This window comes from Streptomyces sp. NPDC034670, assembly GCF_055574875.1.
In genome coordinates, this window is record NZ_JBVITR010000041.1 from 20,732 (window position 1) to 37,102 (window position 16,371).

The window sequence follows — 16,371 nt, forward strand, 5'->3', positions numbered from 1 at the left end:
GGTTTCTTGGGCGCCCAAGTCCAGTGGGCGGGCCGGGGCGCGCCGCGCCCCTCCCCCCCCCCCCCCCCCCCTCCCCCCCCCCCCCTCCCCCCCCCCCCCCCCCCCCCCAAAGCCCCGGCCGCCGGACGGGGGCGGGAACGGTCCCGGGCCTCGCGCGGCAACGGGTCAGGGGTGTCCGGCGAGGTCCTCCAGCCGCTGGCCGCGCAGCAGGAACCAGGCGGCCACCGCCGCGGCCAGCAGTACGGCCGCGCCCACGCCGGCCGCCAGTGCCAGGCCGTCGACGAAGGCCTGCCGGGCCGCGTCCAGCATCGGCTCGGCGGTGCGGGCCGGCAGCCCGGACGCGGCTTCGACGGCCCCGCCCAGCGACTCGTGCGCGGCGGCGGGGGTGCCCGCGGGACCGGTGAAGCCGCGGTAGACGCCGGTGACCACGGAGCCGAGCACGGCGATGCCGAGGGCCGCGCCGAGTTCGTAGGCCGTCTCGGAGACGGCCGAGGCGGCGCCCGCCTGCTCCTTGGGCACGCTGGAGAGGATCACGTCGGCGGTCACGGTGAACGAGAATCCGGCGCCGGTCCCGACCACCAGCAGCGCCGCCCCGAGCAGGGGGTATCCGGTGGACTGGCCGATGACGGTGAGGGACGCCAGCGCGAGGCCGACGGCGGCGAGCCCGCCGGCGACGACGGAGCGCACCGAGAAGCGCCGGGCGGCGCGGCCGGCGACCAGACCGGCCGCCACCGCGCCGATCGCGGCCGGGAGTTCGGCCAGCCCCGCCTCCAGCGGGCGCCTGCCCTGGACGAGTTGCAGGTACTGCGAGAGGAAGAACACCAGTCCGGACAGTCCGAGGATGGTCAGCAGATCCGCGAGCACGGCACCGCTGAAGCCGCGGTGCTTGAACAGCCGCATGTCCAGCAGGGGCGCGGGGAGACGGAGTTGGCGGCGCCCGAAGGAGTACAGGGCGCCCGCGCCCAGCAGTCCGGCGGCCGCAACGGACCGGCCGAGGCCGTGCGCCGCGGCCTCCTTCACCGCGTACACGACACCGATCATGCCGACCAGCGACAGGACGACACTGGCCAGGTCCCAGGGGCCGGGGTGCGGCGTCCGGGACTCGGGGAGCAGCTTGGCGCCGACGAGCACCAGGACGGCCATCACCGGCAGGTTGATCAGGAAGACCGAGCCCCACCAGAAGTGCTCGAGCAGGAAGCCGCCGAGGACCGGCCCGACCGCGGTGCCCGCGGAGGCGGTCGCGCCCCAGATGCCGACGGCGAGGCTGCGTTCGCGCGGGTCGTGGAAGAGGTTGCGGATCAGGGCGAGGGTGGCGGGCATCAGGGTCGCCCCGGCGACGCCGAGCAGGGCCCGCGCCAGGATCATCGTCCCGGGCGTGGTGGCGTAGGCGTTGAGCACGGATATCGCGCCGAACGCGGTGGCGCCGAGGAGCAGGATCCGCTTGCGGCCGACACGGTCGCCGAGGCTGCCCATGGAGACGAGCAGACCGGCGATCACGAAGGAGTAGACGTCGCCGATCCAGAGCAGCTGGGTGCCGGAGGGCGCCAGGTCCTCGCTGATGTACGGGGTGGCGAGACCGAGGACGGTCGCGTCGACGGCCACCAGCAGCACGGCGAGCACGAGGACGGCGAGCGCGAGCCACCGGCCCGGCCGCTCCGCCGCCTCGGTGGGGCCCGCCGGTCGCAGGGCGCTGGTCATGGTTCCTTACCTCTGTGTCGTCTCGTTCTGCCGTCGGGCGCCGCCGAGCAGCAGTTCGACGGTCATGTGGGTGAAGTCCCTGGGGGCGACGCGGCCCTCCGCCACGGCCCAGGCGGCGGAGGCGAGCAGTCCGTAGAGCGCCTCGGTGAGCCAGGCCGGGGTGAGGTCGATGCGGAACTCCCCGCTCACCTGACCGCGCCGGAAGAGACCGGCGATCCGCTCGTCGATCCTGGTCCAGCCCTCGTTCTGCTCCTCGCCCTCGAAGAGCTGGTTCTCGGTGTAGAGGAAGGCGAGCAGGGGGGCGTGCGGTTCGCACGCGGCCACCAGCCGGCGCACGGCGTCGGCGGCCGGCCCCTCCTCGGGCCGGGCCGCCTCCAGGGCGGCCTCGCACTCCGCGATGCCGAGCGCCTCCAGGGCCCTGACCAGCGCGTCCCGACCGGCGAACTGCCGGTGGAGCGTGGCCCGGCTGATCCCGGCCGCCTTGGCGACCTCGTCCATGGTCGCGGTCGATTTGCGGGTCAGCAGGGCGGCGGCGCTGCGCAGTACCTGATCACGATCGACAGCCATGAGACGAATATAAACCATGTGAGACGATGATGTCTCACCCGGGGCGCGCACGTCTCATACGGCGCGGGGATGCGGACACGCCGGAGCGCCCGGGGCGGCCGGGACGCCCCGGGGCGCCCGGGGCGCTCAGTGCCAGGGCAGCCGGCCGCGCCGCTCCCAGTAGGCGTGCGGCTCCTCGGCCAGGGCGGCGAGGCGGGAGAGGTGGTCGTCGGTGAGGTCGACGGCGGGGGCGTGCAGGTTGGAGGCGAGCTGGGTGACGGTCGCCGCCCCGGACAGGACGACGCCGGCCCAGGGCCGGCTGAGGACGAAGGCGAGCGCGACGGCGTCGCAGCCCAGGCCGGTCTCCTCGGCGACGGTCCGCAGCGCCTCGGGGGCATGCGGGGCGGCCAGCCGCCCGTTGGCCATGCCCTCCTTGACGATCACCGTCAGTCCGGCGTCGTGCGCCTCGGCGAGCGCGGGCCCGGCGGAGGTCTCCAGCACGTTGTACGTGGCCTGGACGGTACGGAAGAGCGGCTCGCCGCCGACCGTGACGGCGAGGGCGGCGCGGACGGCGTCGGCCTGTGCCGGGCCGCTGGTGGAGAGGCCGACGGTCAGGCCCTGGGCTGCGGCCTCGGCGAGCCGGGCGTGCAGCTCCTTGTCGGTGAGGGCCGGACTGTCCGGGGTCACCGAGTGGATCTGGTAGAGGTCGAGCCGGTCCCCGAGCAGCGCCTCGGACTCGGCGCGCTGCCGCTCGTACGCGGCGAGCGAGTGGTCCTTGACCTCGTGCCGCTCGGCGTCGGTGGTCCAGCCGGCGGTGTAGGCGTACCCCCACTTGCTGCCGACGACCACGTCGTCGGCGTCGGTCCGGTTCTTCAGCCAGTCGGCGAGGAACTCCTCGGAGCGGCCGTAGGAGCGGGCGGCGTCGAAGTAGCGCACGCCCTGGGCGTAGGCGGCGTCGAGCAGCTCGTGGGTGCGGGCGCGCAGGGCGTCGACGCCGCGGTCGGCGCCGAGGTCCTCGTCACGTCCCAGGTTGATGTAGCCGGGCCGGCCGACGGCGGCGAGTCCCAGGCCGATGTGGCACGTAGGAGTGGTGGCCGAGGCCAGTCGGGCGAAGGGCATCGCGGGCTCCGTTCGGTCGGCTCCTTGCGGCTGCCGGACCAACGTAACCCGTGATGCCCCCGGGCACCCGGTCGGTCACCTCCCGGCGTTCGCCCACGCGTGCTGGGCGGCCACGTCCGCCTTGACCTCGGCGAGCTGGACGGCGACCGCGCTCGGCGCCGTGCCGCCCCGGCCGCTGCGGGAGGCCAGGGCGCCGGGGACGTCGAGGACGGTGCGCACCTCGGGGGTGAGGTGGGCGGAGATCTTGGCGAACTGCTCGTCGGTCAGCTCGTCCAGCTCCTTGCCCTCGGCCTCGGCGGCCTTGACGCACTCGCCGGCCACCTCGTGCGCGACGCGGAACGGCACGCCCTGCCGGACCAGCCACTCGGCGATGTCGGTGGCGAGGGAGAAGCCGGCCGGGGCCAGCTCCTCCATGCGCTCGCGGTGCACGGTGAGGGTGGCCATCATGCCGGTGAAGGCCGGCAGCAGGATCTCCAGCTGGTCGATGGAGTCGAAGACCGGCTCCTTGTCCTCCTGGAGGTCGCGGTTGTACGCGAGGGGCAGCGCCTTGAGGGTCGCCATCAGGCCGGTGAGGTTGCCGATCAGCCGGCCGGACTTGCCGCGCGCCAGCTCGGCGATGTCCGGGTTCTTCTTCTGCGGCATGATCGACGAGCCGGTGGAGAAGGCGTCGTGCAGGGTCACGAAGGAGAACTCCTTCGTGTTCCAGATGATGACCTCCTCGGCGATCCGGGAGACGTTCACCCCGATCATCGCGGTGATGAAGGCGAACTCGGCGGCGAAGTCCCGGGAGGCCGTGCCGTCGATGGAGTTGGCCGCGCTGCCGCGCTCGAAGCCGAGGTCCTCGGCGACGGCCTCCGGGTCGAGGCCGAGGGAGGACCCGGCCAGCGCGCCCGAGCCGTACGGGGAGACGGCCGTGCGCTCGTCCCACTGGCGCAGCCGCTCGGCGTCCCGGGACAGCGCCTGGACGTGGGCCAGGACGTGGTGGGCGAAGAGCACCGGCTGGGCGTGCTGGAGGTGGGTGCGGCCGGGCATGGCCACGTCCGGGTGGGCCTCGGCGAGGCCGATCAGCGCGTCCTGGAGGTCGGCGATCAGGCCGCCGATGGTGCGGGCGTGGTCGCGCAGGTACATGCGGAAGAGGGTGGCCACCTGGTCGTTGCGCGACCGGCCGGCCCGCAGCTTGCCGCCGAGGTCCGGACCGAGGCGCTCCAGGAGGCCGCGCTCCAGGGCGGTGTGCACGTCCTCGTCGGCGAGGGTGCCGGTGAACGAGCCGTCGGCGACGTCCGCCTCCAGCCGGTCGAGGCCGGCGATCATGCGGGTGAGCTCGTCCTCGGTGAGCAGCCCCGCCCGGTGCAGCACGCGCGCGTGGGCGCGGGAGCCGGCGATGTCGTAGGGCGCGAGCCGCCAGTCGAAGTGGACGGACGCGGACAGCTTCGCCAGGGCCTCGGCGGGACCGTCGGCGAAACGGCCGCCCCAGAGCCGTACGTCACCGCTGTTGCTGCTCACTTGCGTGCTCCTCGAAGGGGTTCCGGATGTGCCGCCGCCTCCCCACCCGTGGTGGGGAGGCGGACGTCGGACTAGTACGGGTGAGGGGTCGTCAGACGGGTGCGGCTCACGCCAGGTCCCGCTTGGCGGCGATCTTCGCCGACAGGCTGTAGATGTCGATGAAGCCCTTGGCGGCGGCCTGGTCGAAGGTGTCGCCCGTGTCGTAGGTGGCCAGGTTGAAGTCGTACAGCGAGGACTCCGAGCGCCGGCCGGTGACGACGGCGCGGCCGCCGTGCAGGGTCATCCGGATGTCGCCGTTGACGTGCTCGTTGGCCTCGGCGATGAAGCCGTCCAGGGCGCGCTTGAGCGGGGAGAACCACTGGCCGTCGTAGACCAGTTCGCCCCAGCGCTGCTCGACCTGGCGCTTGTAGCGGGCGAGCTCGCGCTCGACGGTGACGTTCTCCAGCTCCTGGTGGGCGGTGATCAGGGCGATGGCGCCGGGCGCCTCGTACACCTCGCGGGACTTGATGCCGACGAGGCGGTCCTCGACCATGTCGATCCGGCCGACGCCCTGGGCCCCCGCGCGCTCGTTGAGCTGCTGGATCGCCTGGAGGACGGTGACCGGCCTGCCGTCGAGGGCGACCGGCACGCCCTGCTTGAAGGTGATCACGACCTCGTCGGGCTCCCGCGCCAGGGCGGGGTTCTGGGTGTACTCGTAGACGTCCTCGATCGGCGCGTTCCAGATGTCCTCGAGGAAGCCGGTCTCGACGGCGCGGCCGAAGACGTTCTGGTCGATCGAGTACGGGGACTTCTTGGTGGTCGCGATCGGCAGGCCCTTCTCCTCGCAGAAGGCGATGGCCTTGTCGCGGGTCATGGCGTAGTCGCGGACCGGGGCGATGCACTTGAGGTCGGGGGCGAGGGCGACGATGCCGGCCTCGAAGCGGACCTGGTCGTTGCCCTTGCCGGTGCAGCCGTGGGCGACGGTGCTGGCGCCGTGCTTCTGGGCGGCGGCGACGAGGTGCTTGACGATCGTCGGCCGGGAGAGGGCGGAGACCAGCGGGTAGCGGTCCATGTAGAGGGCGTTGGCCTTGATCGCCGGGAGGCAGTACTCCTCGGCGAACTCGTCCTTGGCGTCCGCGACCTCGGCCTCGACGGCACCGCAGGCGAGCGCGCGCTTGCGGATGACGTCCAGGTCCTCGCCGCCCTGGCCGACGTCGACCGCAACGGCGATGACCTCGGCGCCCGTCTCCTCGGCGATCCAGCCGATGGCGACGGAGGTGTCCAGACCGCCCGAGTAGGCGAGTACGACGCGCTCGGTCACGGGTTTCTCCTCACAGTGCATTCGCTGATATGCATGAGTATGCAGCACTCCGCATGATTCGTCAATCCGCCCCTCGGGGTACGCCTTCCGGCCACTCCGCGGCCGGAACGCGACGGCCCGTGAACGCGCGGGGCCTCCTTCCCGTACCACCCGTCGCACGCGGGTGCCGCGCCGCTCCGTCCGGGACGCCCCGGCCGGACGGGACCCCGCACGCACAGGACCTTCCGGAGGACGGCGGGGCGCCGCACCGCCCCGCCCCCCTCGCCGCCTGCACCCGCGTCGAGCGAGGTGACAGGCGCCGCGGACGCCCCGTGTACGCGCCGGCCGGGGCGGCCGCGGTCCCCTCCGCCAACCTCTCAATTCCTTAGACGGTCGAAAGACCTGCGCCTACGATCGTTAGGCATGGGAAAGACTTATGAGCGCATCGAGGGCCGGCTCCGCACGTTCATCGAGGAACAGCCCCTCTTCTTCACCGCCACCGCCCCCCTGGCCGCCGACGGCACGGTCAACCTCTCCCCCAAGGGCCTCAAGGGCTCCTTCGCCGTCCTCGACGAACGCACCGTCGCCTACCTGGACTTCGCCGGCTCCAACGCCGAGACCATCGCCCACCTGCGGGAGAACGGGCGCATCACCCTGATGTGGTGCGCCTTCCAAGGGCCGCCGAACATCGTGCGCGTCCACGGCCGCGGTGAGCCCGTCTTCCGCGACGACCCCCGCTTCCCGGAGCTCCTCGCCCGCTTCCCCGGCATCGACCCCACCCCCCACGGCCTGCGCGCGATCGTCGTCGTGACGGCCGAGCTCATCCGCGACACGTGCGGGTACGCGGTGCCCTTCATGGCGTACGAGGCCGAGCGTGACCTGCACGGCAAGCGGTTCGCCCGGGAGGACGACGCCTCCCTGAACGCGTACTTCACCAAGAAGGAGCACATCGCCACCAGCCTGGACGGACTGCCCGGGCTGCCGTTGCCGCTGCCCCCGTCCACGGTCTGAGGCCCGCCCTCCCGGGTGCCGCCCCCGCCGGCCCCCGCCTCCCCGTCCCCGTCCGCACCCGGCTCCGGGCAGCCGTCCGCGCTGCCGGGCCGGGCGGCGACACGGGGCGGCACCCGGCCCGGTCACGGCCGCCGCCCCGGGGGCCGGTCCACCCCTCCACCATCACCGCGGCCACCGGGGGAACCCCGGTGGCGGACGCGCGGCGACCGCCCGGCGCCGGGGCGGGAACACGACGGCGTCCCCTCTGAACGCTCCCGCGTCACGGCACGTATGTGTGGGCCAAGGGCCGAGTCCCACGGAGGAACCGTGACCACCACGCTCGCAGGCGGCCGTGCCGCCCGCCGCCAGACGATGCGCCGCATCCGTCCGCGCCGCTCCCCCGCCGTGCCCCTGCTGCTCGCCGTGGCGGCGGGCGCGGTGGCCGTGCTGTGGCTGTGGTGGACCAGTACACCGTCCATCGCGGACACCACGGGCAGGATCGTCGCCGCGGGCCGGATCACGGGTCTGCTCGCCGGCTACCTGATGGCCCTTGTGGTGCTGCAGATGGCGCGGGTGCCCGCGCTGGAACGCCGGGTGGGCTCCGACCGGGTCGCCCGCTGGCACGCGATGAGCGGCCGCTACACCGTCAGCCTGGTCGCCGCCCACGTCTTCCTCGTCATGTGGGGCTACGCCCGCCAGGCGGGCAAGGGCCTCGGCGACATCGTGCAGCAGACGATCGCCTCCGTCGGCACGCTGCCGGACATGGGCAAGGCCGCCGTCGGCACCGGTCTGCTGTTCGTGATCGCCCTCCTGTCCGTCGGCCCGGTCCGGCGCCGGCTGCCGTACGACGGCTGGTACCACGTGCACCTGCTGACCTACGCGGCGGTGTACCTGACGTTCTGGCACCAGATCACCACCGGCAACGAGTTCGCCGTCGAACCGTCCGCCAAGACCTTCTGGTACGGGCTCTACGGCACCGTGACCGCGCTGGTCCTGTGGTACCGGATCATCACCCCCGTCCGGCTGAACCTGCGGCACCGGATGCGGGTCGAGGCGGTCGTCGAGGAGACGCCGGGCGTGGTGTCGGTGCTGATCGGCGGGCGCAGGCTGCACCGGATGGGCGCGGAGGCCGGGCAGTTCTTCCGCTGGCGGTTCCTGGCGCCCGGGATGCGGTTCAGCTCCCACCCGTACTCGCTGTCGGCGGCGCCCCGCCCGGGCATGCTGCGGATCACGGTGAAGGCGATCGGCGACCACAGCTCCCGGCTGCGCGAGCTGGAGCCCGGCACGCGCGTGTGGGCGGAAGGCCCCTACGGGGCGCTGACCGCGCAGCGCCGCAGCCGCGGCAAGGTGCTGCTGGTCGCGGGCGGCGTGGGCATCACCCCGATGCGCGCGCTGTTCGAGACGCTGCCCGGCGCCTCCGGCGACATCACCCTGCTCTACCGGGCCAACAGCACGCAGGACCTGGCGCTCTGGGGCGAGCTGGCCAAGATCGCCGACGAGCGCGGCGCCCGGCTGATGTACGCGGTGAACAGCCCCGACGGGGCGCGCCCCGACATCTCGGCGGAGAGCCTGCGGCGCAAGATCCCGGACATCGACCGCCACGACGTCTTCCTGTGCGGGCCGCCCGGCTTCGCGCAGTCCGTCTACGAGGCACTGCGCGGCGCGGGAGTCCCCGCCCGCCGTATCCATCACGAGTCGTTCGAGATGTGAGCGACGGGCCGTCCACACCCATCAGGAGCTTGAGAAGCGATGAGGAAGAGTCACCCCGTCCGGCGTGCCGTGCTGGCCACCGCCGCCACCGTCTCGGGCATCGTGCTGCTGCTGTCGCTGAAACCGGCGTCCGACCCCGGTTCGGCCGCCGCCGGCGGCGCGGTCCCGCCCGCGGCGGCCCAGTCCCCGCAGGGCGGCGCCCAGCCCATCGGGAACGGCACGGTCACCGGGGACGCGGCGCAGACCCAGTACGGCGCGGTCCAGGTCCGCCTGACGGTCAGCGGCGGGAGGATCACCAAGGCCGAGGCGGTGCAGGCCCCCGCGGGCGGACAGAGCGACCGGATCACCTCCGACGCCGTCCCCCGGCTCAACCGGGCCGCCGTCGCGGCACAGAGCGCGGAGATCGACGCGGTCTCCGGGGCCACCTACACCAGCACCGGGTACAAGAAGTCCCTGCAGTCGGCGCTGGACAAGGCACGCGCGGCCGGGTCCTCCGGCGCGGCGGACCCGGCCGGCTCCGGGCAGGGCCCGGGCAGCGCGCAGGCCCGGACCGTCACCGGGGACGCGGCACAGACCCAGTACGGCGCGGTCCAGGTCCGGATCACCGTCAGCGGCGGGAGGATCACCAAGGCCGAGGCGGTGCAGGCCCCCGCGGGCGGACAGAGCGACCGGATCACCTCCGACGCCGTCCCCCGGCTCAACCGGGCCGCCGTCGCGGCACAGAGCGCGGAGATCGACGCGGTCTCCGGGGCCACCTACACCAGCGCGGGCTACCGGCAGTCGCTCCAGTCGGCGCTGGACAGGGCCGGGGGCTGACCCCGTGGCCGCATCCCCCGGAGCGCCCGCCGCGGTGCGTCACGCGGAGGAGGCGATGGGGACCGTCTTCTCCTTCGACGTCCGCGGCGGGGAACCCCGCGCGGTGCGCGCGGCGCTGGAGACGGCGGTCGCCGGGCTGCACCGGGCCGACGAGGTGTTCAGCACGTACCGCGACGACAGTCAGGTCTCCCGGCTGGCGCGCGGTGAACTGACCGCCGGGGAGTGCGATCCCGAGGTCGCCGAGGTGCTGGAGCTGGCCGCAGAGGCGGAGCGGACGAGCGACGGCTGGTTCAGCCCGCGCTACCGGGGCCGCCTCGACCCCACCGGGATCGTCAAGGGCTGGGCCACCGAGCGGGCGGCGCGGACGCTCGCCGCGGCCGGTGCGACGGGGGTGAGCGTCAACGGGGGCGGAGACGTCCAGCTGCTGGGGGTGCCGGGAGCACAGCGCCCCTGGCGGGTGGGCGTGTCGGACCCGCTGCGCCCCGGCGGTCTCGCCGCCGTCGTCTCGGCCGCCGGCGCCGGCGAACTGGCCGTGGCCACCTCCGGCACGGCGGAGCGCGGCGACCACATCGTGGATCCCCGCACCGGCCGCTCGGCGGTCACCGACCTGATCGCCGTCACCGTGGTGGCCCCCCGTCTGACCTGGGCCGACTGCTGGGCCACGGCCGCCTTCGCGATGGGGTCGCGGCAGGCCCTGGACTGGCTGGAGTCCCTGCCGGACGTCGAGGCGCTGCTGATCACGGCGGGGGACGAGGTGCGGTGCACCGGAGGGCTGGCCGCCCGGCTGGGCTGACCGGGCCACCGTTCGAGGGGGAGCCCCTTCGGAGCCCTTCGCAAGGGGCCGTGCCGTCCGGGGGCGTTCGAGAGGAGGGCCGCGGAGGGAGCGGGGCGCCGCGCGGTCGGGGCCGCACGGCGACGCGCGCCCCGCGGCGCGCCCCGCGCCGCTCAGTGGCCGTTCTGCGCCAGCCTCAGCAGGTGGTCCGCCAGGGCCTGGCCTCCCTCGGGATCACGGCTGATCAGCAACAGCGTGTCGTCCCCCGCGATCGTCCCCAGGATGTCGTGCAGCTCGGCCTGGTCGATCGCCGAGGCCAGGAACTGGGCGGCTCCCGGAGGGGTCCGCAGGACCACGAGGTTGGCCGACGCCTCCGCGGAGATCAGCAGCTCCGCGGAGAGCCTGCGCATCCGCTCCTCCTTCGCCGACTCGCCCAGGGGCGCCCGCGGGGTCCGGAACCCCCCCTCGCTCGGCACGGCGTAGATGAGGTCGCCGTCGGTGTTGCGGATCTTCACCGCGTTCAGTTCGTCCAGGTCCCGGGAGAGCGTCGCCTGGGTGACGCTCAGCCCGTCGTCCGCGAGCAGCTTCGCCAACTGGCTCTGACTCCGCACCGGTTGCCGGTTGAGGATGTCCACGATCCTGCGGTGGCGCGCGGTGCGGGTCTGCGGTACGGCGGGCCCGGCGTGCTGCCCCTGGCCCTGCTCCTGGCTCATCGTCGTCTCATTCTCCGGATCGTCCTTCCGCGCCTGCCCGGCCGGCCTCGTCCAGGATGCCGGGCAGCGCCCCGAGGAGGGCGTCCACCGCGTCGTCCCCGAGGGTCAGCGGCGGCATGAGCCGTACGACATCGGGAGCGGGCGCGTTCACGAGGAATCCGGCGTCCTGAGCCGCCCGTTGCACCTGGGGCGCGAGCGGCTCGGTGAGCACGATACCCAGCAGGAGGCCCGCACCCCGGACGTGGTCGGCCATGGGGTGCCCGGCGGCCTCGATTCCGTCGCGGAGCTTCTCCCCCTGCCGCTTGACGTTCTCCAGCAGCCCCTCGTCCTCGATGGTGTCGAGGACGGCGAGCCCGGCGGCGCAGGCGACCGGGTTGCCGCCGAAGGTCGTGCCGTGCTGGCCGGGCCGGAGCAGGTCGGCGGCGCGCCCGAAGGCGACGGTGGCGCCGAGCGGCAGTCCGCCGCCGAGCCCCTTGGCGAGGGTGACGACGTCGGGCAGGACGCCCTCGTGGGCCTGGTACTCGAACCAGGTGCCGGTGCGGCCGATGCCGGTCTGCACCTCGTCCAGCACCAGCAGCGCGCCCGTGGCGGCCGTGATGGCGCGGGCGGCCTTGAGGTAGCCGGGCGGGGGGACGACGACCCCGTTCTCGCCCTGGATCGGCTCGATGATCACCAGCGCCGTGTCCTCGGTGACCGCGGCGGCCAGCGCCTGCGCGTCGCCGTACGGGACGTGGGTGACGTCGCCGGGCAGCGGCAGGAACGGCTCCCGCTTGCCGGGCTGCCCGGTGAGCGCGAGGGCGCCCATGGTGCGGCCGTGGAAACCGCCGTCGGTGGCGACCATGCGGCTCCGCCCGGTCAGCCGGCCGATCTTGAAGGCGCCCTCGTTGGCCTCGGCACCGGAGTTGCAGAAGTACACCCTGCCGTCGCGGCCGAAGATCGTCAGGAGTCGTTCGGCGAGGGCGACCGGCGGCTCGGCGACGAAGAGGTTGGAGACGTGGCCGAGGGACGCGATCTGCCCGCTGACGGCCTCCACGACCGCCGGGTGGGCGTGTCCGAGGGCGTTGACCGCGATGCCGCCGACGAAGTCGAGGTACGCGTTGCCGTCGGCGTCCCAGACCCGGGCGCCCTCACCGCGGACCAGGGCCAGCCGCGGGGTGCCGTAGTTGTTCATGAGAGCGCCCCGCCACCGGGCGCTCAGTTCCTCGTTGTTCACGACTCCCCCTGTTCGTCGGGCACGACCATCGTGCCGATGCCCTCGTCCGTGAAGATCTCCAGCAGGATCGAGTGCTGGACCCGGCCGTCGATGACGCGGGCGGTGGTCACCCCGCCCCGCACGGCGTGCAGGCAGCCCTCCATCTTCGGCACCATCCCGGAGGCCAGCTCCGGCAGGAGCTTCTCGAGCTGGGAGGCGGTGAGGCGGCTGATCACCTCGTCGGAGTTCGGCCAGTCCTCGTAGAGTCCCTCGACGTCCGTGAGGACCATGAGGGTCTCGGCGCCCAGTGCAGCAGCGAGTGCCGCAGCCGCCGTATCAGCATTGACGTTGTAGACATGGTGATCGTCCTGGGAACGGGCGATCGACGAGACGACCGGGATGCGGCCGTCGGCGAGCAGCGCCTCGATGGCGCCCGTGTCGATCTCGGTGATCTCGCCGACCCGTCCGATGTCGACCGGCTCGCCGTCGATCTCGGGCCGGTGCCTGGTGGCGGTGAGGGTGTGCGCGTCCTCGCCGGTGAGGCCGACGGCGAGCGGTCCGTGCCGGTTGAGCAGCCCGACCAGCTCCCGCTGCACCTGTCCGGCCAGCACCATGCGGACGACGTCCATGGCGTCCTCGGTGGTGACGCGCAGGCCGGCCTTGAACTCGCTGACGATGCCGTGCGTCTCGAGCGCCCGGCTGATCTGCGGGCCGCCGCCGTGCACGACGACCGGCTTGAGTCCGGCGTGGTGCAGGAAGACCACGTCCTGGGCGAAGGCGGCCTTGAGTTCCTCGTCGACCATGGCGTTGCCGCCGAACTTGATGACGACGGTCTTGCCCCGGTGCCGGGTCAGCCAGGGCAGCGCCTCGATGAGGATCTGCGCCTTGGGCAGCGCGGTGTGCTTGCGTGTGGTGGTCATGAGGAGTACGCGCTGTTCTCGTGGACGTAGTCGGCGGTGAGGTCGTTGGTCCAGATGACGGCCCCCTCGTCGCCGGCGGCCAGGTCGGCGACGATGTGCACCTCGCGGTAGCGCATGTCGACCTTCTCGCGGTCCTCGCCGACACCGCCGTTCTTGCACACCCAGACGCCGTTGATGGCGACGTTCAGCCGGTCGGGTTCGAAGGCGGCGGCGGTGGTGCCGATCGCGGACAGGACGCGGCCCCAGTTGGGGTCCTCGCCGTGGATCGCGCACTTGAGGAGGTTGTTGCGGGCGATGGAGCGGCCCACCTCGACGGCGTCGTCCTCGGTCGCGGCGCCCACCACCTCGACCTTGATGTCCTTGCTGGCGCCCTCGGCGTCCCGGACGAGCTGCTGCCCGAGGTCGTCGCAGACGGTCCGTACGGCCTCGGCGAACTCCTCGTACTCCGGGCTGGTCCCGGAGGCGCCGGAGGCGAGCAGCAGCACGGTGTCGTTGGTGGACATGCAGCCGTCGGAGTCGACGCGGTCGAAGGTCACCCGGGTCGCGGCCCGCAGGGCCCGGTCCAGCTCCGCGCTGTCGAGGTCGGCGTCGGTGGTGAGGACGACGAGCATGGTGGCGAGGCCGGGGGCGAGCATGCCGGCGCCCTTGGCCATGCCGCCGACGGTCCAGCCGTCCTTGGTGACGACGGACGTCTTGTGCACGGTGTCGGTGGTCTTGATGGCGATGGCGGCCTTCTCGCCGCCGTGCTCGGACAGCCGGCCGGCGGCGGTCTCGACGCCGGGCAGCAGCTTGTCCATGGGGAGCAGGACGCCGATGAGCCCCGTGGAGCAGACGGCGACCTCGCCCGCGCCGACGCCGAGCACCTCGGCCGCCTTCTCGGCGGTGGCGTGGGTGTCCTGGAAGCCCTTGGGCCCGGTGCAGGCGTTGGCGCCGCCGGAGTTGAGGACCACGGCGGACAGCCGCCCGCCCTTGAGGACCTGCTCGGACCAGAGCACGGGGGCGGCCTTGACGCGGTTGGAGGTGAACACGCCGGCGGCGGCGCGGCGGGGGCCGTTGTTGACCACGAGGGCCAGGTCGGGGTTGCCGTTCTCCTTGATCCCGGCGGCGATGCCCGCCGCCGTGAACCCCTTCGCTGCCGTCACACTCACGGCGCAACTCCGATCGTCGTCAGCCCGGTGGTCTCGTCGAGCCCCAGGGCGATGTTCATGCTCTGGACGGCACCGCCCGCGGTGCCCTTGGTCAGGTTGTCGAGGGCGCTGATGGCGATGATCCGGCCGGCGGTGGCGTCGTACGCGACCTGCACCTGCACGGCGTTGGAGCCGTACACGGAGGCGGTGGCGGGCCACCGCCCCTCCGGGAGCAGGTGGACGAAGGGCTCGTCGGCGAGGGCCTTGTCGTAGGCGGCCCGGACGGATTCGGCGGTGACGCCGGGCGCGGCCCGCGCGCTGCACGTGGCGAGGATGCCGCGGGGCATCGGCGCGAGGGTGGGGGTGAAGGAGACGGAGACCCGCTCGCCCGCCGCCGCGGAGAGGTTCTGGATCATCTCGGGGGTGTGCCGGTGCCCGCCGCCCACGCCGTACGGCGTCATGGAGCCCATCACCTCGGAGCCCAGCAGGTGCGGCTTGGGCGCCTTGCCGGCCCCGGACGTCCCGGACGCGGCGACGATCACGGCCTCGGGCTCGGCGAGTCCCGCCGCGTACGCCGGGAAGAGGGCCAGCGAGACGGCGGTCGGGTAGCAGCCGGGCACCGCGACGCGCTTGGACCCCTCCAGCGCGGCGCGGCCGCCCGGCAGTTCGGGCAGGCCGTACGGCCAGGTGCCGGCGTGCGGGGAGCCGTAGAACCGCTCCCAGTCGGACGCGTCCCGCAGCCGGAAGTCGGCGCCCATGTCGATCACGAGCACGTCCTCGCCGAGCTGCTCGGCGACCGCGGCGGACTGCCCGTGCGGCAGCGCGAGGAAGACGACGTCGTGCCCGGCGAGGGCCTCGGGGGTGGTCGGCTCCAGGATCCGGTCGGCGAGCGGCAGCAGGTGCGGCTGCAGCGCGCCGAGCGGCTGCCCGGCGTTGGAGTTTCCGGTCAGGGCCCCGATCCCGACCTCGGGGTGGGCCAGGAGCAGGCGCAGCAGCTCCCCGCCCGCGTATCCGCTCGCTCCGGCCACTGCCGCACGTACCGCCATGGAAAACCCTCCTCCTGGATGGCATGACTATACGATCCGACGCAGGTTTATGCAATGTGGCGGTGGCGGCACCCCGGCTTGCCGCAGCCGGTCACGGGAGGGACGTGCGCGGCGGGGCGGCGCGGCGCGTCTCCGGCCGGCCCGGCCACCCGGCGACCGACGCGCCGGGCGGCCGGACTCCGGGGCGCCCCGCGCCGGTCCCGGTCGCCCGGCTATCCGCCGGCCGGACTCGACGGCCCGGCAAGCGTGAAGGACGCGTGCGCGGGCGCCAGGTGGGCCCGGTAGCGGCGGATTCCCAGCGTGCGGTGCCGCAACTCTGCGGCGAGCATGACGTCGGCCTCGTTGAGACGACCGGGCACCGTCTCGACCAGGGCGGCAACCGCGTGGTCACCGACCAGGGGGCGGTGCCGTACGCGGCGGAACTGCCACATCGGAGTCGGCTGCGAGGCGCCGAACCCCCGGACCGTCCACTCGGCGCGATCCGGTGCCGCACTGCTCACCTGGCGTTCCGCTTCCACGTTCAGCAGTCCCGCGTTGATGCCCAGCATGACCCTCGAGTCGGCCGACGGAACGGCCCGGGTCCGCTCCTCGGGCTCGATCGCCCTGGCCACCGGGCGTGGGCCCTCCGCCGCGCCGGCGCGCAGTGAGAGGCCCAGTGACGCTCGCACGAACTCACCACGGGCCTGCGGCGTTTCCGGGAGGAAGGAGCACACCAGCACGACATGCACGAGGTCGCGGCCCGGGACCGCGGTCGCGTACGCGGCCCAGGCATCGGGGGCCAGCGCCTCCGAGAGGGGGAAGCAGTCCCAGCCGAGGGCCAGCCGGCCGCGCAACGCCTCGGCGTCCGGAGGCGTGCCCAGCGTGCGCTCCGGCAGGAGATCGACGGGGTGGGTGGTCACGTTCATGCGTCTGCCTCATCCGTGGTACGGGCGCTGATCAG

At 73.6% G+C, this 16,371-nt stretch carries 15 protein-coding genes; 4 read left to right on the forward strand and 11 right to left on the reverse strand.

Annotated elements, in window-relative coordinates; all coding sequences use genetic code 11:
• Positions 1-165 precede the first annotated feature (165 nt).
• The 5 genes from ACZ56B_RS24090 to ACZ56B_RS24110 form a co-directional block, all read right to left on the reverse strand.
• Positions 166-1,698, reverse strand: coding sequence for an MFS transporter (locus tag ACZ56B_RS24090; protein ID WP_468794190.1), 1,533 nt, complete (start codon positions 1,696-1,698; stop codon positions 166-168).
• Positions 1,699-1,704: 6 nt separating this feature from the next.
• Entirely contained in the window at positions 1,705-2,265 is a 561-nt protein-coding gene (locus ACZ56B_RS24095; RefSeq protein WP_468794193.1) for a TetR/AcrR family transcriptional regulator, read from the reverse strand.
• Positions 2,266-2,391: 126 nt separating this feature from the next.
• Positions 2,392-3,363, reverse strand: coding sequence for an aldo/keto reductase (locus ACZ56B_RS24100; RefSeq protein WP_468794196.1), 972 nt, complete (start codon positions 3,361-3,363; stop codon positions 2,392-2,394).
• A 75-nt stretch (positions 3,364-3,438) separates the two neighbouring features.
• On the reverse strand, positions 3,439-4,866 hold the full coding sequence (argH, locus tag ACZ56B_RS24105) for an argininosuccinate lyase (RefSeq protein WP_468794199.1): 1,428 nt from the start codon (positions 4,864-4,866) through the stop codon (positions 3,439-3,441).
• A 106-nt stretch (positions 4,867-4,972) separates the two neighbouring features.
• The gene (locus ACZ56B_RS24110; RefSeq protein ID WP_468794202.1) at positions 4,973-6,166 is read right to left on the reverse strand and encodes an argininosuccinate synthase; all 1,194 of its coding nucleotides are present in this window, start codon (positions 6,164-6,166) and stop codon (positions 4,973-4,975) included.
• A 402-nt stretch (positions 6,167-6,568) separates the two neighbouring features.
• Here ACZ56B_RS24110 and ACZ56B_RS24115 point away from each other — a divergent pair, with 402 nt between their 5' ends.
• From ACZ56B_RS24115 to ACZ56B_RS24130, 4 genes are all read left to right on the forward strand, one after another.
• A complete protein-coding gene (locus tag ACZ56B_RS24115) occupies positions 6,569-7,156 on the forward strand; it encodes a pyridoxamine 5'-phosphate oxidase family protein (RefSeq protein ID WP_468794205.1) in 588 nt (195 codons plus the stop codon).
• A 306-nt stretch (positions 7,157-7,462) separates the two neighbouring features.
• On the forward strand, positions 7,463-8,845 hold the full coding sequence (locus ACZ56B_RS24120; protein WP_468794208.1) for a ferredoxin reductase family protein: 1,383 nt from the start codon (positions 7,463-7,465) through the stop codon (positions 8,843-8,845).
• A gap of 39 nt (positions 8,846-8,884) precedes the next feature.
• Positions 8,885-9,661 (forward strand): FMN-binding protein, encoded by a 777-nt coding sequence (locus tag ACZ56B_RS24125; RefSeq protein ID WP_468794211.1) that lies wholly within the window; start codon positions 8,885-8,887, stop codon positions 9,659-9,661.
• A 55-nt stretch (positions 9,662-9,716) separates the two neighbouring features.
• Positions 9,717-10,454, forward strand: coding sequence for an FAD:protein FMN transferase (locus ACZ56B_RS24130; protein WP_468794214.1), 738 nt, complete (start codon positions 9,717-9,719; stop codon positions 10,452-10,454).
• Positions 10,455-10,606: 152 nt separating this feature from the next.
• On the opposite strand, the gene ACZ56B_RS24135 is transcribed toward ACZ56B_RS24130, so the two are convergent.
• The 6 genes from ACZ56B_RS24135 to ACZ56B_RS24160 all read right to left on the reverse strand — a co-directional run bounded on the left by ACZ56B_RS24135 (position 10,607) and on the right by ACZ56B_RS24160 (position 16,336).
• Positions 10,607-11,146 (reverse strand): arginine repressor, encoded by a 540-nt coding sequence (locus ACZ56B_RS24135; RefSeq protein ID WP_468794217.1) that lies wholly within the window; start codon positions 11,144-11,146, stop codon positions 10,607-10,609.
• A gap of 7 nt (positions 11,147-11,153) precedes the next feature.
• Entirely contained in the window at positions 11,154-12,359 is a 1,206-nt protein-coding gene (locus tag ACZ56B_RS24140; RefSeq protein WP_468794220.1) for an acetylornithine transaminase, read from the reverse strand.
• Complete coding sequence (gene argB, locus ACZ56B_RS24145) at positions 12,356-13,258, reverse strand: acetylglutamate kinase (protein WP_468794223.1); 903 nt, start codon at positions 13,256-13,258, stop codon at positions 12,356-12,358. The genes ACZ56B_RS24140 and argB overlap by 4 nt, the downstream gene beginning before the upstream one ends.
• On the reverse strand, positions 13,255-14,406 hold the full coding sequence (gene argJ, locus ACZ56B_RS24150) for a bifunctional glutamate N-acetyltransferase/amino-acid acetyltransferase ArgJ (protein WP_468794226.1): 1,152 nt from the start codon (positions 14,404-14,406) through the stop codon (positions 13,255-13,257). Before argJ ends, argB begins: the two co-directional genes overlap by 4 nt.
• Positions 14,403-15,431 carry an N-acetyl-gamma-glutamyl-phosphate reductase gene (gene argC, locus ACZ56B_RS24155; RefSeq protein ID WP_468794229.1) on the reverse strand — a complete coding sequence of 343 codons (1,029 nt, stop codon included), beginning with the start codon at positions 15,429-15,431 and terminating at the stop codon, positions 14,403-14,405. The genes argJ and argC overlap by 4 nt, the downstream gene beginning before the upstream one ends.
• 212 nt (positions 15,432-15,643) lie before the next feature.
• The gene (locus ACZ56B_RS24160) at positions 15,644-16,336 is read right to left on the reverse strand and encodes a hypothetical protein (protein ID WP_468794232.1); all 693 of its coding nucleotides are present in this window, start codon (positions 16,334-16,336) and stop codon (positions 15,644-15,646) included.
• Between the last annotated feature and the right edge of the window lie 35 nt (positions 16,337-16,371).

Excerpts from the sequence above, each read along its gene's own strand:
- ACZ56B_RS24090 (WP_468794190.1), bottom strand. The coding sequence starts at position 1,698 with ATGACCAGCGCCCTGCGACCGGCGGGCCCCACCGAGGCGGCGGAGCGG.
- ACZ56B_RS24095 (WP_468794193.1), bottom strand. The coding sequence starts at position 2,265 with ATGGCTGTCGATCGTGATCAGGTACTGCGCAGCGCCGCCGCCCTGCTG.
- ACZ56B_RS24100 (WP_468794196.1), bottom strand. The coding sequence starts at position 3,363 with ATGCCCTTCGCCCGACTGGCCTCGGCCACCACTCCTACGTGCCACATC.
- ACZ56B_RS24115 (WP_468794205.1), top strand. The coding sequence starts at position 6,569 with ATGGGAAAGACTTATGAGCGCATCGAGGGCCGGCTCCGCACGTTCATC.
- ACZ56B_RS24125 (WP_468794211.1), top strand. The coding sequence starts at position 8,885 with ATGAGGAAGAGTCACCCCGTCCGGCGTGCCGTGCTGGCCACCGCCGCC.
- ACZ56B_RS24130 (WP_468794214.1), top strand. The coding sequence starts at position 9,717 with ATGGGGACCGTCTTCTCCTTCGACGTCCGCGGCGGGGAACCCCGCGCG.
- ACZ56B_RS24135 (WP_468794217.1), bottom strand. The coding sequence starts at position 11,146 with ATGAGCCAGGAGCAGGGCCAGGGGCAGCACGCCGGGCCCGCCGTACCG.
- argB (WP_468794223.1), bottom strand. The coding sequence starts at position 13,258 with ATGACCACCACACGCAAGCACACCGCGCTGCCCAAGGCGCAGATCCTC.
- argC (WP_468794229.1), bottom strand. The coding sequence starts at position 15,431 with ATGGCGGTACGTGCGGCAGTGGCCGGAGCGAGCGGATACGCGGGCGGG.
- ACZ56B_RS24160 (WP_468794232.1), bottom strand. The coding sequence starts at position 16,336 with ATGAACGTGACCACCCACCCCGTCGATCTCCTGCCGGAGCGCACGCTG.